This is a genomic window from Paraburkholderia sp. BR13444 (assembly GCF_040948755.1).
In the GTDB taxonomy this organism is placed as follows: Bacteria; Pseudomonadota; Gammaproteobacteria; order Burkholderiales; family Burkholderiaceae; genus Paraburkholderia; species Paraburkholderia youngii.
This window is the reverse complement of sequence record NZ_JBFPKM010000007.1, coordinates 392,770-411,191: the sequence shown is the minus strand read 5'-3', so window position 1 is coordinate 411,191 and position 18,422 is coordinate 392,770. Positions and strand designations below refer to the sequence as shown.

Below are 18,422 nucleotides of genomic sequence, written 5' to 3'. Positions count from 1 at the left end.
CGGAATTCCGGGCGTCCCGGTCCACTCCGCGGTTTCCTCCCCCGAGGCTTGTTCGCCGCCTGCCCGCACGCGTCGCCGCGCGCTCACAGTGATCAGAATCAGGGCAGGCAGCGAACAACCCTTGACGTGAAGACTCGTTCGCCAATAGGGAATGCTGACACTCGCCGACACCGGGTCGCGAATGTGCGCGAGACGATCTAAAACGGCCACACGTTCGTGATCGGCCGCCGTCGGCTATGGCCGACCAGCCGCCGGCCGGCTTAGTTAGGCGGCTGTGACTTGACAGTATCACGGACGGTATCAACCTCCGAAGTCATCTGGAGATGCATGGCTTGGACGATCTTTCTAAAGCAGGCGGCGCTGATTTTCCGATGCGGTTCACCTAAGGCCGTTGAGTGCCGGGCGGGAATGCCGGTATCGCTGACGGTATCGGCGGGCGCTAGGGGACCCGAGTCAGGCCCAGCGTTGGGTTTGCGGCAGGTGGTTGTCAATTGAATGGGGATTCGAGAAGAGGCGTTAAAGAGCCGGTAGGGAGGTCTAAACTTCGCAAGGATTTGAAAAATCAACTGCCAATGTCTTGAAGATAGTCACCCCAGTCCTGCATCATTCTCTGCCTCTCAGGCAAAAACTCGGCTTTGTTATACGCTCGACTCACCCGGTTCTTCTCGACATGGGCGAGTTGACGTTCGACTGCCAATGGAGTGAACCCCTGTTCGTACGCCCACGTGCTGAATGTACCCCGGGCGCCGTGTGCCCTGAACAGTCGCTCGTGATTGAATCCAGCACGGATCAGCACCGCATTGATTGTCGTAGCCGCCATAGGGCGCGATCTGTCTCTGACGTTCGGAAACAAGTAGTCGTCAACGCTTTTGGCTCGAGTAATTTCTCGAACTTCTTTCAAAATCTCGATTGCTTGCGTGCTTAATGGGACGACATGCGGATGTCCCATCTTCATGCGCTCGCCAGGAATCGCCCATATCGCTGATTCCAGGTCGATCTCCTTCCACGTCGAGGCTCGCAACTCGCCAGTACGCACTGAGGTGAGCAACAGCAGACGCATCGCTAAGCGCGTGAGCGGAGTTCCCGTGACCGCCGCCGCAGCCAGCAAGTGTCTGAGTTCGTCAGCCTTCAGCGCTCGGTTGTGGCGGGTAGGGGGGAGCGTCACAACGTCGGATGGCTTGAGCGCTGCAACAGGATTCGTATCCGCCCTTCCGCTGATGATTGCCCGTCTGAATATCGCGTCTAGGTGTTGGCGCAGACGTATTGCGACATGCGGAGCGCCGTTGGCCTTGCGTTCATCGCCCGCAAGGGTTTTGCGCTTGGCAATCGATTGCAGAAGATCATAGACGTGCGCCCACCTTGATATCACGGACCGGCATGGTGCCAAGTGGTGAACCCTTCACGTAACGTGTAAGAAAACGCGTGGCTTGGCCGTGGTAGTAGTCGGTCCAGTCTGCACAGTTGTCGTTCAGCCATTCCTCACAGACGGGCCACAGCGTGTTCTTGTGATGGGCGATGGTCTCTTGTTGGCGTTGCTTTTCATGAGCCTTGGGATGGATGCTGGCCGCTACCAGCTCCGCCGCAATGCTTCGTGCCTTTCGTGCGTCAAGAAGCGACAGGTCGGGGAAGCGCCCCAAAGTATATGTACAGGCTTTGCCATCGAGTCGGTAGTCGAACCTCCACGTTTTCGTACCCGGCCAGTTTGCTCACGCTAAAGAAATTGCGCCCGTATTGCTTGGCGAAGATCCGAGTGACATTGCTCGACTCTGGGACAAGCTCGCGTGGGCCGGCGCTTCGGTGGGCCGCAGCGGCATGGCTGCGCAAGCGATCGGCGCATTCGACGTCGCGCTGTGGGATCTCAAGGCAAAGCGTGCGAACCTGTCGCTCGCGAAGTTGCTGGGCGCGCATCGCGACTCCGTGCGGTGCTACAACACCTCGGGCGGATTTCTGCATACGCCGCTCGATCAGTTGCTGACCAACACGGATCTCTCGCGTGAAAAGGGCATTGGCGGCATCAAACTGAAAGTCGGCCAGCCAGACAGCGCGATCGACATCCAGCGCGTCCAGACAGTGCGCAAACACCTTGGCGACGCGTTCCCGTTGATGGTCGATGCAAACCAGCAGTGGGACCGGCCGACCGCCCAACGGATGTGCCGCACTTTCGAGCAGTTCAATCTGATCTGGATCGAGGAGCCGCTCGACTGTTACGACGCGGAAGGCCATGCCGCTCTCGCAGCACAGTTCGATACGCCGATCGCCACGGGGGAAATGCTCACAAGCGTTTCCGAGCACTGGGAGTTCATCCGGCAGCGCGGTGCGGACTACCTGATGCCTGACGCTCCTCGCGTCGGCGGCATCACGCCGTTCCTGAAGGTGGCCGCACTTGCCGATCACGCCGGTCTGATGCTCGCGCCTCACTTCGCGATGGAACTCCACGTTCATCTCGCCGCCTGCTACTCGCGCGAGCCGTGGGTCGAACACTTCGAATGGCTCGAGCCGTTGTTCAACGAACGACTCGAGACGCGAAACGGCCGGATGATCGTGCCGACCCGTCCGGGCCTGGGCCTGACGCTCAGCGACCGCGTTGCGGGATGGACCGCCGAGGACGCGGAATTCGGTACTCGTGCTCAATCAATTCACGAGAACGTCTATTGCGAGTGATGGTGGCGCGTTTGCACGGGCTTGCGTGAATCGCCCAGTGGCCTGGCAGACGCGGCTGGCGCGCGAGTCCGCGCCATTACATCCGCAAAGTTGTTCCAGACTGAGACCACCGGAGAAGCGGTCCGAGCTTATTGAATCGAGCTCCTTAACGGTACGCTTTCATGGTATCGCGCGCGTCAATCCGACGGATCCGGCTGCACCGGATCATCTGAGCCAACTCACGGCGCAAGGCTTCCGAGGCGTCCGACTGAGTCCGGCAGGGGGGCGGAAGGCGACTGGATCAACGGTCCACTGATGCCGCCGTTGTGGTCGCGATGCGAGCAGCTCAAGGTGCCCATGACACTGCTCGAACCTGCGACGCGCCTGCCAGACATCACCTGCCTCATCGACCGCTACCCTGATCTAACCGTCGTAATCGACCACATGGCCGATACGCCGCTCGACCAGCCTCAACAATTGCAGTCGCTGCTGCAACTCGCGCGCTATCCGAACGTGTACGTCAAGATCTCGCATCTGTGGTCGCTATCAAAGCAGGCGTATCCGTATGCAGACTCCTTTTCGATGTTGAAGATGATCTACGACGCGTTCGGTGCCAGAAGACTGATCTGGGGCACCGATCACCCGGTCTGCCTACCGCACGTCAGTTATGGCCTGGCGGTCGCGCTGTACAGGGACTATCTGGACTTCATGCCCGCCGCCGATCGGAAAGAAATCTGGCATGGGACGGTGCAACGGATCTGGCCGTTTGGGATCTGGACAGCAATCCGCCCGGTGTTGAGGTTGTAGGCCAGGCCGGCGCGCTTCCCGAACATATCGAGCGCGGACAGTCGCGAATGACCGCTGGGCGTGACCGACGTTGCTCTGGTGCCGCCTCAAATGGCTATATATGGCCGGACAGCGGACCCCTGGCGGGCGTGCAAACTGGATCTCCCTTCAACTGAAAGGAGATTGTCATGGAGTCGCACACTGGTGCCGCCGGCTGGCGCGTGCCGTGGAATAAAGGCAAGCTCACGGGCCAGAAGCCGCCTTTGAAGCTGTCGGAAATTCGTGCGATTCTCGCCCGGCTGCAGATGTCCACGAACATTCGTGACTTAGCGATGTTCAATCTCGCAATCGATAGCAAGCTTCGGGCATGCGATCTCACGCGATTGCTCGTGCAGGACATCTGCCAAGGCTCGCACGTCGGTCCAATTCGAAATCACGGAGCAGAGCCGGCACAGTGTCGAAGCTTCGATCGAGGCGCGAGAGCTGAAGCCTGCCGACTATCTCTTTCCGGATCGGCTGAGCGCTTCGCCAGATCTTTTGACCCGGCAACAGGATCAGCTGGTCCATCGCTGGATTGCGTCCATCGGGCTCGACGACGCGGCAGTTGGCACGCACACCATGCGACAGATAAAGGCCTCACTGATTACATGGGGTAGTTTGCAGCAACTCAAGCAATTCGCGCTTGTAGAAGCGAGCCAACCCGTTCGTGCCGTGACCGCACGTATCCTCGCTTGCGGGGATAAGAAGCAAGCGGCCATTCGGAACGAGCTGCATCGCGCGCTCCATCAGTTCGGTCTCAGGCGGATAGCGTTCGTCGTCAGCGGAGTTAATGGCTAGAACCGCAGCCTTAATATCCTTCAGACCGGACTGCGGGTTATAGCCCCGCGAGGCGCCCCACTGATATAGGAAGTCGTTGGCGTCTAATGTGAACGGCTGGGCCAGTTTTGCTTCGACGTACTTGTCGGCCAGCTCGATCGTCGGTGCTGCCTTTTGGCAGGCAAGCGTTCCGCCGTTGGTAGCCAGCGCGAAAAAGGCGCTGATGTATCGCAACGAACCGGGCTGGCTGGTGTAATTCCCGTCCTGGTACTCTGGGTCGTTTCTGACCATCTCGATGAGCATGCGGCGCAGCATCCAGTTGCGACCGGACATCTCTGTCGGTTGGGACGCCATTGGCACTAGCGCATCCATGAAGTCCGGGTGCCGAACACCCCAGATCCACGCGTGCATGCCGCCCATCGAATTACCGATCAGCAGGCGCAAGTGCCGGATGTTCAGGTGCTCGGTCAGTAGCCTGTGCTGCGCGAGTACCATGTCGTCGTAGTTGTAGTTCGGGAATCGTGTGCGCAGTCCGTCGGACGGCTTGGACGATCCACCGGTCCCGATCGCGTCCGGAAGGATGATGAAATAATTGTTGGCATCGAGCGGCTGGCCGCAGCCAAACAGTTCCCCGGCGAAATCTTGTGTCAGCATGCTGGCTCCGGTCCCGGTCGTGCCGTGGAGGACGAGGACCGGTTCGCCAGATGGGTCGCCGATGGTTCGATAATGTAGCCGCAGCTCCGACATCACCTCACCAGTGTTAAAGCGGAAATCGCGGGCGATCCAGTCTCCTTCCTTCGGCACAGGGACGTCAGCCGTATTGCCATGACTTGTTTGCAGCATGATGCGCGTCCGACAAATCCGTCACTTGGAAAGCGGCCGGAGAGTCTGAAGCTCTCCTCCCTGCCTGGCTGACGCGTATGCTGCGTCCATGACTTGCATCATCAGTTCTGCGTCGCGCAGGGACGCGATTGGTCTTGCGCCAGTGCGGCATTCGGTGAGCACACGCTTGACGAACAACGGGTAGTAAATGTCAGTCTCGAGCTGGAGACGGCGGCTCCGCGTGCCGGCAGAAAGATTGTCTCTGTCGCGAACCTCGATCCGGTCGGGGCCGGATTTCGCGTACATACGATCACTTGCAAGGGTGAACGAGAATTCGCGCTGCTCATCAGCGGTACTGGGAAAGCTGTATCCCGTTTCCACCAAGCCGATCACACCGTCCTCGGTCTGCATGGTCAGCAGCGAATAGTCCTCAACGGCGCCTCGATGGGTTCTTGCGTTCATGATGGCGGAGACTCGGGCGACCTCTTTGCCAGTGAGCAATCGGAACAGGTCGATGAAGTGAGTAGCGACATTGATTGTCGATCCGCCTCCGGAATACGCCGGATCGAGTGCCCACCCGGCGCCTGCTGCTTCGTACCGACTCGGCGGACCTACAACGAAACGGAAGGACATGTAGTTAAAGTCCGACGGCAAGCGCCCCTCAGCATCTTCGAGTGAGCTGAGCAACTCGCTCATTCGAAAAATCAATGGTACTGCGCAATAAAGATTGGCTTCCTCGGTCAGTTCCCGCAGCCGCGTAACCTGCGACATGTTGATACCGCACGGTTTCTCCAACGCAAACGGAATGTTGCGCGCGATCACAGCCTCAGCCAGCGACGGCATTTCAGAATGCCGCCCGAACACGAATGCGAAATCGACTTCCTCGCGCTCAAGCAACTCATAGGCCGACGAGTACAGCCTGCTTCCGAATCGTGCGGCAATTGCTTCGCCTTTCACATGCTCTGCATCCGATACGGCAACCACCTGAATCCCGGGCGCTTCCAGCGCATTGAGATAAAGGGGGACGTGCCAGTGACTGACCTCCAGCAAAGCAACTCTCATACGTGTTCTCCTTACAGAATCATTTGCGACTTGGTTTTTCGAAATCGAATCGTGGCAACTGGTCAAACACCCTCACTCAACGCGCGTTGCCGGGTCGTCCGGTGCCGATTGCCCTTCGGGGCGGTAATCGAATCCCAGGAACTTCAGTGCATACAGAGCCTGCCCCTGATGCATCGGGCCCCCGTCTTGTGTGCGGCACCCACGCTCATGCGCGGCGCGGCGAAGCGGCGTCGGCTCGGTCGAGTTGATGATGTCGACGACAATGGTGCCGGGTGCCAGCCTCTCGGGATCAACCGGCATGGCATCGGATGGTTTCATCCCAAGCGGCGTAGCATTGATGACGACCTCGAATCCTTGCGGATCGGGTGGCCCCGACCGTACTGTGCAGCCGGTTTCGGCAGCAACAGCTGCCGCCAGATCGGCAGCCCGATGTTCATCGATATCGGAAATGGTTAGCTTGCTGGCGCCTGCGGAGGCGACTGCAAATGCGATCGCGCTTCCGGCGCCTCCTGAGCCGACGAGAAGTACGGACTTGTTCGCAGGGTGGTTACCTTTCCACTGCATTCCGAGAACGCAGCCAACGCCGTCGAATATCGCGCCAACCCAGCGTCCATCTGCTTCGCAGCGTATGACGTTGAGCGCGCCGACCTGACGGGCAGTCGGGTCTAGTTCGTCCACAAACGCGAGCATCCGTTGCTTGTGAGGCATGGTGACGAGCATGCCTGACAGATTACGCATCGTTCGTGCACCGCTGACGAAGTCCGGCAGGTCTTCAGCTTTGACCCAGAACGGAACGCAAGCCGCGTCCACGCGCTGTTCAGTGAAGAGCTGGTTCAACAACTGTGGCGACTTGGCTGCCGTCAGGGGATCGCCTACTAACCCATAGAGTCGCGTTCGTCCTGTGATATATGGATCCATTGCTGTCTGGTGTTCAATGTTGTCGACTGGTGCAGTCATATCTGACCGCTTGGTAATCTGGCGTTTCCCAAAGAGGCGTGCGGGGTCGTTCCTCGGAGAGTGCCCATTTGATAAATCTATCTCACTCGTTGATGCAACACATCCATTGCTGTTGCGGGGCTGTCTGCAATGGTTTGTCTACGTAAAAGACAAAGTGCCCGTCACTTCCAAGGTGCCGGTGGTACGTCGAGATCCCAGGTCCCGTATTCCGCTGGCTCATTGATCTCAATGACCTCCAGGTCGTCGGAGCGAGATATCACGTTGTGCGGCACGCCGGCGGGCTGTGATAGGCCGTCACCGGCGCTGAGCGTTACGTCGCCTTCTATACCGGCAAAACGAAAGGTCACGGATCCACGCAACACATACAGATAATGTGCGGTCATGTCGTGCCAATGCCAGCCCGTAGGTTCGGTGAACGGCTTAAGCGCGCGAATGTGCTTGGCTCCGATACGGCCATTGGTCACTTTTGCGAGCCCAAGGTCGCGGTATTCAGAGTCGGCACGCAGTCCCTCTTGATTCCAGGTCGCCCCTGAAGCACTGACGCGCGCGAACGCGGTCAAAGATTGCGCGAGTTCGCGCGGGCCGTCGTAACGGGGGGTATCTTCGTTATGCATATGAAATCTCTCTATGTGGCGTCGATATATTCGCGGGCACCGCGATCACTTCGTCTCTGCTCGGCTTATGCATCGTTGCACCACTGCGGTGGTAGCAACGAGTAGGGCCTTCGGGAAAGGTTACGATCGGACATGGCTTACGAAATCCTTCGTGTCGGAAGTTTGGGTTCTTCCTGCAATGGCCTCGCCGCGCAAGCGCTCATACTCTGCTTTCGGAACGGGAGCAGCATCGCGGTCGCCAAGCTCGTTAAGGCGGATCCGATACGTCTCACGTGTAGTGAACGCAGCGAACGCGGCAACGAGACAGATGCCGAACGTTAGAGAGCCGATCTTCAGCGGAATGTTGGCGGTGCCGGGGGGCGCGACGGCAACAAAGAGTGTGGGCGTCAGTGCCGCAAGCGTCGTCCCAACGTTTTGTCCGATGGCCATTCCCGTCACACGCACCCGCGTGCGGAATAGTTCTGGGAAAAGGCTTGGGAACACCCCGTTGAAGCCCTGGTAGGCGATGCCCCACATCAGCACTGAAAGAATTATCGTGAGCCAGAGATTATGGATGCTGATGGCGTACAGGTAACCAAAAGAGAGCAGCCCCGCGCTGAGTACGCCGGCAAGAACTGGCGGCCTGCGGCCGATTTTGTCGGAGAGATTTCCGACGAGGGGAATCAGTATGACCGAGAAGATGTTTCCAAGAACCGGAATCCAAAGAAAAACACCAATAGGAAAGCCGATACCGTAGGCCGGCTGGACTGCATACGCGGCGCCGAACACCGTAGCGAGAAGCGCGATGACCGCAACGAGCGCCATGCAGACTACACGCAAAACATCGTCCCAACTCTGTTGGAGGACCTCGACAACCGGTGAGGAAGGCACCTCGCCGTGAGCCTGCTCCTCGCGAAAGGCTGGAGTTTCGTCAACCTGCCGACGAATGATGTACCCCATGATGAGAACGACAAAGCTGAGGAGGAACGGAATGCGCCATCCCCAGGAAGCAAATTGATCCTTCGGTATGAAATGCGCCAGGGGCAAGAAGACCGCTGCCGCCAGGAGTTGCCCAGCTTGCACCCCTTGAAGGGTGAAGCTCGCAAAATAGCCACGCCGGCCGAACGGTGCATGCTCAAGGATCATGGAACTGGCGCCGGAAACCTCTCCCGCGACGGCAAACCCCTGAATGAGTCGGAGAACGACGAGCATCGCAGGGGCCCAGATGCCGACCTGCTGATACGTGGGCAAGAGTCCCACGCCCATCGTTGAAATACCCATTAAGAACATGCAGAAGATCAGCACCGTCTTTCGACCGTGTCGGTCGCCGACGTGGCCGAGCACCATCGCGCCTACGGGTCGGGCGACGTAGCCGACCCCGAAGGTCGCCAGTGATGCGATGATGGCAACCGTCGGGTTGCCCGAGGGGAAGAAGATCTGCGGGAAAAGCAACGACGCTGCGGTCGCGTAAATAAAGAAGTCGTAGTACTCGAGCGCTGAGCCAATCCAGCCGCTAGCTGCGGCTATCCTTGACTGGCGCTGACGATCAGCCTCAACCGGGGTGCTAACGTTCATACTTGTCTCCGTCGTAGATTTGACTTTTCGATGCCATTCTTTATAATTGTAACATCGTTCCAGTAAGAACCATATTACGCACATTATGAGAGTTGTCAAGGGAGCAGTTGACCGATCGCTTCAAGCGATCGAGTTGCTCGCACGTGAGGCGCGCTGGATGCGCATGTCCGATATCGCCGCTGAACTCGAGCTCGAGAAAGGGCCCGCCCATCGAGTGCTTGCGCAGCTTTGCGAGCAAGGTTGGGCTGAGCAAGATGAGCAGACTTCGCAGTACCGCTTGACATTGAAGCTGTCTTTGCTCGGTCAGCGATACCTGCACGGACTTGGACTGCCGGGCCTGGTGCAGCCAATCCTCGATGAAGTCGCAGCGCAGTGCCACGAACTCGTGCGGCTAACAGTGGTGAACGAAGGGACACTCGCCTGGTTCGCTGCGTCTCAAGGCGCAGCGCCTGGGCTGATGTATTCACCGTCCATGCATAGTTCCATCGCCTTGCACGCCACATCGGTCGGAAAGGTGTGGTTGGCGTCAATGTCAAACGACGAAGCAATCGGCCTCGCATTGCGTGGCGGGCTGGGCCGACCCAACGGCGCAGGGACATCTAAGGCGATCAATAGCGTTGATCACTTGATACCGGAGCTCGAATTGACGAGGCAACGTGGATATGGTCTGGTCGTGGAGGAGGCGGAGCCAGGTGTGGTCGCGATGGCCGTGACGGTGCGTTCGTTGATTGACGGGGCGGTAGTCGGGACGATAAGTATCGCTGGGCCGGTCCTCCGCATACCGCCGGAGCGTTACGACGCCTTTCATGCGTTACTGCGCGAAGCGTCCGCGAAACTGGGGGCCGTCTGGCCGCGACAGAGCGTCGATAGGGACGTCAACCAGGCGGCTTGAAATGGTGAGTTCATCCGGCAGAGGTCTCAGCAGATAGCCCTGTCAGGACGAGGCGACACACGGGCACCGTAAGAGAAGCCCGCACCGGGCCTTTCTTACGGTGCGGGCTTGCAAATGTCCGGGGATTGTCAGCTAGCGGTTGCACGGTGGACCAACAGTTGGTGGCCTCACTGTAGAAGTCGCGATTAGGAAAAGCTTCCGCCGGTGCTTAGAAGCGGTGAACAATCCCTACGCCTAGTGCGAACATACTGCGCGATGACGATGGAGTTGACTGGAAGCCGTCGCCTACCGTCGCAGTTGCGTCGATTTGACGGTTGACCGCGCCGGCTGCCGTGAATGTCGGCGTACCGAGCGTGCGGCCGTTCGCGCGTTGGAAGGCTTCCGATGCGTAGAAGCCGGTACGTTTCGACAGCGCGTAATACTGGGACAGCTTGAACTGGCGGTAGGACGCTGCGTTGTCGATGCCGTTCGCCTTGCTCGCCCACGTGTAACTGTAGCCGGCAGCAAAGTCCCATGCCGTCGTGGCCTTCCAGTGCAGCACGGTGCCAGCGGTATTGAAGACCTGCTCGTCGGTGAACTTGGACAACACTCCGGGGATGTACTGAACGTTTGTGTACGTCGCCGAGAGATCCCCACGCGCTGTTGAATACGTAGCCGAGGCCGAGCGCGAAGCGATTTTGCGCCTGCGCGCCTTGATAGCCGTTCGTTACCGCCGACACGCCCGACTGGCCAGCCGTGTTCATCGTCGAATCCGCGCCGTAGACGCCGCCGCCGACGGTTGAGTTGTTAATGCGCATGAAGGCAACGGTAGCGCCGACAGGGCCTTGCTGATACTGGATCGCAGCCGACCACGTTGAGCCGCGGTACACGCTGTCAGGCACGCCTGCGAACCTGTACTAACCGCTGACCGTCACACCGTAGAGCCGCGGCGACGTATAGACGATCGAGTTATTCGCCCGGTAGATTGTGTCCAGCGCGTCCACATCGCCCGGATGGGCGCCGAAATAGCCGGTCAGCCAGTTTGTCGGGCTGTACGGCGCCATCAACACGCGATAAGCCAATGCACTGAGTAATCAAAACGTTAGCCATCCTATGTTCATGAGATGGATTGGCATGTAATGCGCGCGCGACCCAAGCTGCGCCGATCGATGAACGAGCCCCGGCGTACGACGAGGCGATGAACTTGCGCACCTTTGAACCGGCGTCCGGCGCTGACGTACAGGTGTTCATCGACGTCGAGTTCTTGTTCTGTGCAAGCAGCGGTTACGCGGAGCGGGCGGCCGGCGGCGGTTTAAGACCGGACTTTGTGGACAAACCCCGATTCAGGGCCACTCTTGCTCGTCGCGGCCATCGATTCTCTGCGCAGGCGTTCATATTCGGCCTTCGGTACAGGAATAGCGTTGGGGTCGCCGAGATCTTCAAGGCGGATGCGGTAAGTTTCCCGAGTGGTGAATGCGGCAAACGCGGCAACGAGACAAACTCCGAACGTGAGAAAACCGATCTTCAAGGGGATGTTGGTGGACCCAGGGGGCGCGACAGCGACGAAAAGTGCGGGGATCACGGCCGACAAAGTCGTCCCGATATTCTGTCCGATGGCCATTCCCGTTACGCGCACCCGCGGTCGGAAGAGTTCTGGGAACAGGCTGGGGAACACTCCGTTGAAACCCTGGTAGGCAATGCCCCACATGAGCCCCGAGAAAATTAGCGAGAGCCAGAGGTTGTGAATGCTGATCGCGTAGAGGACGCCGAAGGAAAACACGCCGGCGCTTAAGGCGCCGACAAGTATTGGCGGCCTGCGGCCAATCTTGTCTGAGAGACTGCCGACGAAGGGAATCAGTATGACCGAGCAGACGTTACCGAGAACCGGTATCCAGAGATAGACTCCGGCAGGAAAGCCGATACCGTAGGCGGGCTGTACTGCGTACGTAGTGCCGAACACCGTTGCGAGAAATACGACGACGGCGGTGAGCGCCATGCAGACAACGCGCAAAACATCGGCCCAATTCTGTCGCAGGACTTCGGCGACCGGTGAGCCGGGAACCTGACCGTGAGCCCGCTCCTGAGCGAAAGTCGGGGTTTCGCGAACCTGGCGGCGGATGATGTAACCAACAATGATAACGACAACGCTGAATAGGAACGGAATGCGCCATCCCCAGGAAGCGAAATGGTCTTTCGGCATGAAATGCGCGAGGGGCAGGAAGACCCCAAACGCCAGAAGCTGCCCAGCTTGAGACCCTTGGATGGTGAAGCTTGTGAAGTAGCCGCGCCGACCGAACGGTGCGTGTTCGAGAATCATGGAGCTGGCACCGGACAGCTCCCCTGCAACGGCGAATCCTTGCACGAGCCGGAGAATGACGAGCAGCACCGGCGCCCAGATGCCGACCTGCTGATACGTGGGCAAGAGTCCCACGCCCATCGTCGAAATACCCATTAGGAACATGCAGAAAATCAACACCGTCTTCCGCCCGTGGCGATCGCCGACGTGGCCAAGCACCATTGCGCCTACTGGACGGGCGACGTAGCCAACACCGAAAGTTGCCAGTGATGCGATGATCGCCACCGTCGGATTCCCAACGGGGAAGAAAATCTGGGGAAAGACCAATGATGCTGCGGTCGCGTAGATGAGGAAATCGTAGTACTCAAGTGCTGAGCCAATCCAGCCGCTGGCCGCTGCTTTTTTTTCGACTGGCGCTCGCGATGCGGCTCAGTCACGATGCTTCGATCCATAACTTGTCTCCGTCTTGGATTGACTTTTCTACATCGACTCTCTATTGTTGTAACCACGTTCCATCAAGAACCATGTTACAACCGCTATGAGAGTTGTCAAGGCAGCTGTTCACCGCCCGCTCCGGGTCATCGAAGTGCCCGCACGTGAAGCGCGCCGGATGCTAACGTCCGCCATCGGCGCTCGACTCAAATCGGAGGACGGTCTAACCCAGCGCGTGCTTGCCCATGTGTGCGAGCAGGGCCGCGCTGAACAGGAGAAACACACATCGCAATACCGCCTGACTTTGAAGCTTTCCGTGCTTAGTCAGCGGTACTTGCGTGGGCTCGGCTTGCCGGGCCGGGTGCGGCCGGTTCTCGATGCGGCGGCTGCGCAGTGCCGGCAACTGGTTCGCCTAACCGTCGTATGCGACGCGGCGGCTTCAAAGCTAGGCGCGGTGTGCCCGCGTCAGAGGTTTGGGGCTAATGTCAGCGAGGCGGGTTGAAGATGACAGCCGCAACACAGGTCACCGAGACGATCGCCCGTCGGCGCGAGCAGGCAGCGCGTATTCTTGTGACAGCGCGCCAAAAAAACGCACTCGTCGAGCGGCTGCCCGTCCAGCTGCTGCCTGCGAATTTGGACGACGGTTTCGCAATCCAGCAAGAGGTTAGCCATCAACCAGGGCGGCGCATTGGCGCATGGAAGTGTGCGCTTCCGCAGCCGGGCAAAGTCATCGCGGCGCCGATCTACAACGCTGATATCCATCGAGGGGATGTATGTCGCATGAGCGGGCCTTCGCGTGTCGCTGTGAGGGCGGAGCCGGAACTGGCCTGCCTACTGAACCGCGACCTCCCGCCAAGGTGCGAAGCCTATAGCGAAGCCGAAGTGCTCGACGCGCTTGGGCACACGCATCTCGCGCTCGAACTGCTGGGCAGTCGGTATTCTCATCCCGAATTGCTTACGTTCCCTGAACTACTGGCGGATGGCCTGTTTAATGCCGGTCTTATCATTGGCCCCCGCGTTAATTTGCCCGACGGCGTGACACCGGCCGATTTACCAATCGAATTCACCGTCAGTTTGAGCCGCGCCGGAGAACGAACGGTCACGTTAGCTGGCCGCCATCCCGATCACGGCGTGCTGACGCCGATTGTGTGGCTAGCCAACTTCCTTCGTGTTCGCGGAATCGGCCTCTACGCGGGCCAAGCGGTAATCACCGGGTCTTACGCGGGTGTGCTGGAACTGTCCGTTGGCTGGGAACTGGGTGTTGCCTTCGGCGACCTCGGCACACTACCGATTACTTTTTTGTTTTGATAGGAGTACTAGATGCGTCTCGTTCGTTTCGGCCAGCCTGGTCAAGAGCACCCCGGTATCATCGATTCGCGCGGCGCCATCCGCGATCTGACCGGCATCGTGAACGACATTGACGGAACGACGGTAACACCAAGCGCCCTAGCAAAGCTCAGCGAACTTGATTTAGACCATCTTCCCGTCGTTGAAGCCGGGACGCGTCTCGGTTCCTGCGTTGGCAATGTCCGTAATCTAGTATGCATTGGTCTGAACTACTCGGATCATGCTGCGGAGACCGACACGCCGATCCCGCAGGAGCCAGTCGTGTTCAACAAGCATACGGGTTCCATCAGCGGCCCGAACGATCCGGTCGTCTTGCCCGCAGACGCGCAAAAGCTGGATTGGGAGGTGGAACTCGGGGTGGTGATCGGCAAACCGGCGTGGCAAATCGACGAAGCCTACGCGCTGGACCATGTGGCGGGTTATTGCCTCGCAAATGATGTTTCGGAACGCGCCTATCAGCTCGAACGCGAAGGCCAGTGGACCAAGGGTAAAAGCGGCTTCTCGTTCGCTCCGCTCGGACCGTGGCTCGTGACGCGTGATGAAGTTCCCGACCCGCAGTCGCTCGACCTGTGGCTCGACGTCAATGGCACGCGTCGTCAGACCGGCAACACAGGGACGATGATCTTCAACATCGCGCATATCGTGGCGTATCTCAGCCGCTTCATGCCTTTGATGGCTGGCGACCTGATCATTACGGGCACGCCTCCCGGCGTAGGACTCGGTCAGAAACCGCCAGTCTTTCTAAAAGCAGGGGACACGATGACACTCGGCGGCAGCGGACTCGGCGCGCAGACACAAAAGGTTGTTCCGTACGTGGACACTCTCGGCGCGGCATGGGGCCGCGGCGAGTATCCATCGGCATTCTGAGACAAATCGATCTGTTAAACGGAGGAGATATGAGCCTTGCTGGGACGGGCGTTGTCGCAATCTGGCATGACCTGCTGCCGGAAGCGAAAGATGAATTTTACGAGTGGCACAACCGGGAACACATGCCCGAACGCGCCGGGATCCCCGGGTTCAGGCGCGGTCGGCGCTTCATCGCATTGGATGCAGGTCCCGAGTACTTCAATCTTTACGAGGCCGACACCGTCGAGGTGCTTGGTGCGCAAGACTACCTTTCTCGGCTCAATACGCCGACACCGTGGACCAAGCAGGTGGTGCCCTCGTTTCGGAGCGTCGCACGCTCCATCTGCCACGTCGCCTATACAGACGGTGTCGGACAGGGCGCCTATCTTACGACAGTGCGTTTCGACGTGCCCTCGACGGTGCATACGGAAGTTGTGAGAGGTCTGCGTCAACGCGTCCTCCCGCCGCTGGTCGACATGGCCGGCATCACAGGAGTCCACCTTTGCCTAGCCGATGAGGCCGTCAGTAAGGTGGAGACAGCGGAGAAGCGCGCACGTTCTGAAGGCACCCAAGTGCCGACATGGATCGTGTTAATTGAAGGATGCCGCGCTGACCGCGTCCGTTCAGCGGTGGATATTTTTAATGCCGGACTGGTAGAACTTCCCGCCGTCGGGACGGCTACGCCGAGTTCTACGCTCTATCAACTCGAGTACACGCGCTGCAAGACACCGTGGAGCGCCGGGTGAAAAGTCGCTTGCCCTTCTAGGTAGATGGAACGGCATGGGTCATTAATCGATCCAGTAAATGAATTTGCCAATTTGCGTGCGAAAGTCATGATCTGCCCCGACTTGACGCACAAAACGCCGCGCGCTGCGCCCGGCGTGTCCAAGTACGAGACTCTTTGATGGCACGACCCAAACTTCTTCCCGACAACTTCACGCTGGCGCTCGTCGGCACCGTCGTCGTCGCGAGCTTTCTGCCCTGCCGCGGGGGCGCAGCGGTCGCATTCAACTGGATCACGAACATCGCCATCGGGCTGCTGTTCTTTCTGCACGGCGCGAAGCTTTCACGTGAGGCGATCATCGCTGGTGCGACGCACTGGCGGCTGCATCTCGTCGTGCTGCTCAGCACGTTCGCGCTCTTTCCGCTGCTCGGGCTCGCGCTCAAGCCCGCGCTGACGCCGCTCGTCACGCCGGCGCTCTACACCGGCATCCTGTTCCTGTGCACGCTGCCGTCGACGGTGCAATCCTCGATTGCGTTCACCTCGATGGCGAAGGGCAACGTGCCGGCCGCTGTATGCAGCGCATCCGCGTCGAGCCTGCTCGGTATTTTCATTACGCCGGCGCTCGTCGGGATCGTTGTGAGCAACCACGGCGCGACGGCCGACTCGCCGTGGCACACCGTCGGCAAGATCACGCTGCAACTGCTCGTGCCGTTCATCGCCGGGCAATTGTTGCGACCGGCCATCGGCAAGTGGATCGACAAGCATCGCGCGATGCTCAAGTTCGTCGATCAGGGTTCGATCCTGCTCGTCGTCTACGTCGCGTTCAGCGAGGCGGTGAACGAAGGCATCTGGCACTCGATGTCCCTCGCAACGCTGGCGGGGCTGCTCGCCGTCAATATTGTGTTGCTCGCGGCGGCGCTGTTCATTACCTCGTTCACGGCCAAGCGCCTCGGCTTTTCGCGCGCCGACCAGATCACGATCATCTTTTGTGGCTCAAAGAAAAGTCTCGCGTCCGGCATTCCGATGGCGAAAGTGATCTTCGCGTCGCACGCGGTCGGCGCGGTCGTGCTTCCGCTCATGCTCTTCCACCAGATTCAGCTGATGGTGTGCGCGGTGCTCGCGCAACGCTGGGGCGCACGCAAGACCGCGCCCGAGGTGGCGCGCGAGGGCAAAGGCGTCGGAGCGCCTGCTCGCCGCTGATTCGCGCCTGCCCGCAAGCGGCGCACGCTGCTTCGTCATCTTCCATCCAACGAATTACAGGAGAAAACATGCGTACGCTCAGCGCCGCACGCCGGAACGTCGTCGTCTTCAGAAAGCTGCGGGACGATCTGCTCGATCGCATCGCCATGAAGCACGACGTGACCGTCGGCGACCCGCGACGCGCCGATGAACTAGCGCGTTTTCGCGAAGCGCTCGGCAGCGCCGATGGTCTGATCGGTTCGAGTTTCAGGGTCGGCGCGGACGAACTGGCGCGCGCCCCGCGACTGAAGGTGATTTCGAGTATTTCGGTCGGCGTCGACAACTACGATCTCGCGCATCTGAAGCAACGCGAGATCACCCTCTGCCACACGCCCGGCGTGCTGACCGAGACGACCGCCGACACGGTGTTCGCGCTGATCATCGCGACATCGCGCCGGCTCGTCGAGCTGTCGAACCACGTGCGCGAAGGCCGCTGGACGCGCAACATCGGCGAAGATCTGTTCGGCTGGGACGTGCACGGCAAGACACTCGGCGTGCTCGGCTTCGGGCGCATCGGGCAGGCGGTGGCCCGGCGGGCGGCGCTCGGCTTCGGCATGTCGGTGCTCTTTCACGATCCCTTCGATGTGCCGGTTCCTGCGATGCTCGACGGGCACGCGGTGCGCGCATCTTTTCAGGACGTGCTGGCGCGCGCGGACATCGTCGCGCTGACGCTGCCGCTCTCGAATGAAACGCGCGGCCTGATGGACGCGCAAGCGTTCGCCGCAATGAAGCCCGGCGCGATCTTCGTGAATGGCTCGCGCGGTGCGATCGTGCGCGAGGAGGCCCTGCTCGCGGCCCTCGACAGCGGCCAACTTCGCGCCGCCGGACTCGACGTGTTCGCGGTCGAGCCGCTGTCGCAGGATTCGCCACTACGCACCCATCCGTTAGTCACGCCGCTTCCGCACATCGGCTCGGCAACGCACGAAACGCGGCGTGCGATGGCCGAACTCGCGACCGACAACCTACTGCGCGTGCTCGATGGCCAAGCGCCCATTGCCGCGTTCGATCTCTCGAAAGCCTGACCGATGAATGCCGACCATGCCTCATTCGATTCCGTCCCTGTGCGGCTGGCTCGCCGGCCAGCCGTTTACTTTCAAGATGGACGGGATCGCACAGCGGAAGGCAGCGCTAGTCGAGCAGGCGGCGGCCGCTGCCGGTTCGCCTCAAGTCCGCGGCTTAAGCCGCTGCCATAGGACCGGCTGCGGCTGACCTGACTACGCGGGGTTATTGTGAAGTCGTAGACGTCCCAACAGCCCCAGCTATCAACGCGAGTACACGCGCTGCTAGAGACCCTAGAGCGCCGGGTGAAAGTGGATTGCGTTTTTAAGGTAGACGGAACGGCAGTGTGGCATTACAGCCGGCTCATGCCCCCGAGCCCCCCGCGTTGACGTCGGTGCGGCGGGCGGCTTGCTCTCT

Annotated in this window: 14 protein-coding genes and 4 pseudogenes; 9 read left to right on the top strand and 9 right to left on the bottom strand. The window is 59.8% G+C overall.

The annotated features are described in order from the left end of the window. Positions 1–562: 562 nt before the first annotated feature. Complete coding sequence (locus AB3X95_RS22290) at positions 563–1,369, bottom strand: tyrosine-type recombinase/integrase (RefSeq protein ID WP_368622561.1); 807 nt, start codon at positions 1,367–1,369, stop codon at positions 563–565. After that, a complete protein-coding gene (locus AB3X95_RS22285) occupies positions 1,341–1,637 on the bottom strand; it encodes a hypothetical protein (protein ID WP_368622560.1) in 297 nt (98 codons plus the stop codon). Before AB3X95_RS22285 ends, AB3X95_RS22290 begins: the two co-directional genes overlap by 29 nt. A gap of 55 nt (positions 1,638–1,692) precedes the next feature. Here AB3X95_RS22285 and AB3X95_RS22280 point away from each other — a divergent pair. The 3 genes and pseudogenes from AB3X95_RS22280 to AB3X95_RS22270 all read left to right on the top strand — a co-directional run. Then, positions 1,693–2,661, top strand: a pseudogene (locus tag AB3X95_RS22280) (mandelate racemase/muconate lactonizing enzyme family protein); the annotation flags it as partial. A 135-nt stretch (positions 2,662–2,796) separates the two neighbouring features. Then, the gene (locus AB3X95_RS22275) at positions 2,797–3,447 is read left to right on the top strand and encodes an amidohydrolase (protein ID WP_368622573.1); all 651 of its coding nucleotides are present in this window, start codon (positions 2,797–2,799) and stop codon (positions 3,445–3,447) included. A 167-nt stretch (positions 3,448–3,614) separates the two neighbouring features. Further along, positions 3,615–4,071 (top strand): annotated as a pseudogene (locus tag AB3X95_RS22270) (integrase); the annotation flags it as partial. On the opposite strand, the gene AB3X95_RS22265 reads toward AB3X95_RS22270, so the two are convergent. From AB3X95_RS22265 to AB3X95_RS22245, 5 genes are all read right to left on the bottom strand, one after another. Further along, positions 4,063–5,085 (bottom strand): alpha/beta fold hydrolase, encoded by a 1,023-nt coding sequence (locus AB3X95_RS22265; RefSeq protein ID WP_368622559.1) that lies wholly within the window; start codon positions 5,083–5,085, stop codon positions 4,063–4,065. The pseudogene AB3X95_RS22270 and the gene AB3X95_RS22265 overlap by 9 nt on opposite strands. 21 nt (positions 5,086–5,106) lie before the next feature. Beyond that, positions 5,107–6,126, bottom strand: coding sequence for a Gfo/Idh/MocA family protein (locus AB3X95_RS22260; protein WP_368622558.1), 1,020 nt, complete (start codon positions 6,124–6,126; stop codon positions 5,107–5,109). A gap of 72 nt (positions 6,127–6,198) precedes the next feature. Further along, entirely contained in the window at positions 6,199–7,044 is an 846-nt protein-coding gene (locus tag AB3X95_RS22255; protein ID WP_368622557.1) for a shikimate dehydrogenase, read from the bottom strand. A gap of 200 nt (positions 7,045–7,244) precedes the next feature. Next, positions 7,245–7,697, bottom strand: a complete 453-nt coding sequence (locus AB3X95_RS22250) for a cupin domain-containing protein (RefSeq protein ID WP_368622556.1) — start codon at positions 7,695–7,697, stop codon at positions 7,245–7,247. Between the two features lie 120 nt (positions 7,698–7,817). Beyond that, a complete protein-coding gene (locus tag AB3X95_RS22245; RefSeq protein ID WP_368622555.1) occupies positions 7,818–9,251 on the bottom strand; it encodes an MFS transporter in 1,434 nt (477 codons plus the stop codon). An 85-nt stretch (positions 9,252–9,336) separates the two neighbouring features. Here AB3X95_RS22245 and AB3X95_RS22240 point away from each other — a divergent pair, with 85 nt between their 5' ends. Continuing rightward, entirely contained in the window at positions 9,337–10,143 is an 807-nt protein-coding gene (locus AB3X95_RS22240; protein WP_368622554.1) for an IclR family transcriptional regulator, read from the top strand. A gap of 208 nt (positions 10,144–10,351) precedes the next feature. Here AB3X95_RS22240 and AB3X95_RS22235 read toward each other — a convergent pair. Together AB3X95_RS22235 and AB3X95_RS22230 are read right to left on the bottom strand one after the other, a co-directional pair. Further along, positions 10,352–11,189: pseudogene (locus AB3X95_RS22235) on the bottom strand (porin); the annotation flags it as partial. A gap of 245 nt (positions 11,190–11,434) precedes the next feature. Continuing rightward, positions 11,435–12,870, bottom strand: a pseudogene (locus AB3X95_RS22230) (MFS transporter). 484 nt (positions 12,871–13,354) lie between these two features. On the opposite strand from AB3X95_RS22230, the gene AB3X95_RS22225 reads away from it, so the two are divergent. From AB3X95_RS22225 to AB3X95_RS22205, 5 genes are all read left to right on the top strand, one after another. Further along, positions 13,355–14,158, top strand: coding sequence for a 2-keto-4-pentenoate hydratase (locus AB3X95_RS22225; RefSeq protein ID WP_368622553.1), 804 nt, complete (start codon positions 13,355–13,357; stop codon positions 14,156–14,158). A gap of 12 nt (positions 14,159–14,170) precedes the next feature. After that, the gene (locus AB3X95_RS22220) at positions 14,171–15,064 is read left to right on the top strand and encodes a fumarylacetoacetate hydrolase family protein (RefSeq protein WP_368622552.1); all 894 of its coding nucleotides are present in this window, start codon (positions 14,171–14,173) and stop codon (positions 15,062–15,064) included. A 29-nt stretch (positions 15,065–15,093) separates the two neighbouring features. Next, positions 15,094–15,789 (top strand): hypothetical protein, encoded by a 696-nt coding sequence (locus AB3X95_RS22215; RefSeq protein WP_368622551.1) that lies wholly within the window; start codon positions 15,094–15,096, stop codon positions 15,787–15,789. Positions 15,790–15,947: 158 nt separating this feature from the next. Beyond that, the gene (locus AB3X95_RS22210) at positions 15,948–16,967 is read left to right on the top strand and encodes a bile acid:sodium symporter family protein (protein ID WP_368622550.1); all 1,020 of its coding nucleotides are present in this window, start codon (positions 15,948–15,950) and stop codon (positions 16,965–16,967) included. A gap of 68 nt (positions 16,968–17,035) precedes the next feature. Continuing rightward, complete coding sequence (locus tag AB3X95_RS22205) at positions 17,036–18,028, top strand: 2-hydroxyacid dehydrogenase (protein ID WP_368622549.1); 993 nt, start codon at positions 17,036–17,038, stop codon at positions 18,026–18,028. The last annotated feature ends 394 nt before the right edge of the window (positions 18,029–18,422 follow it).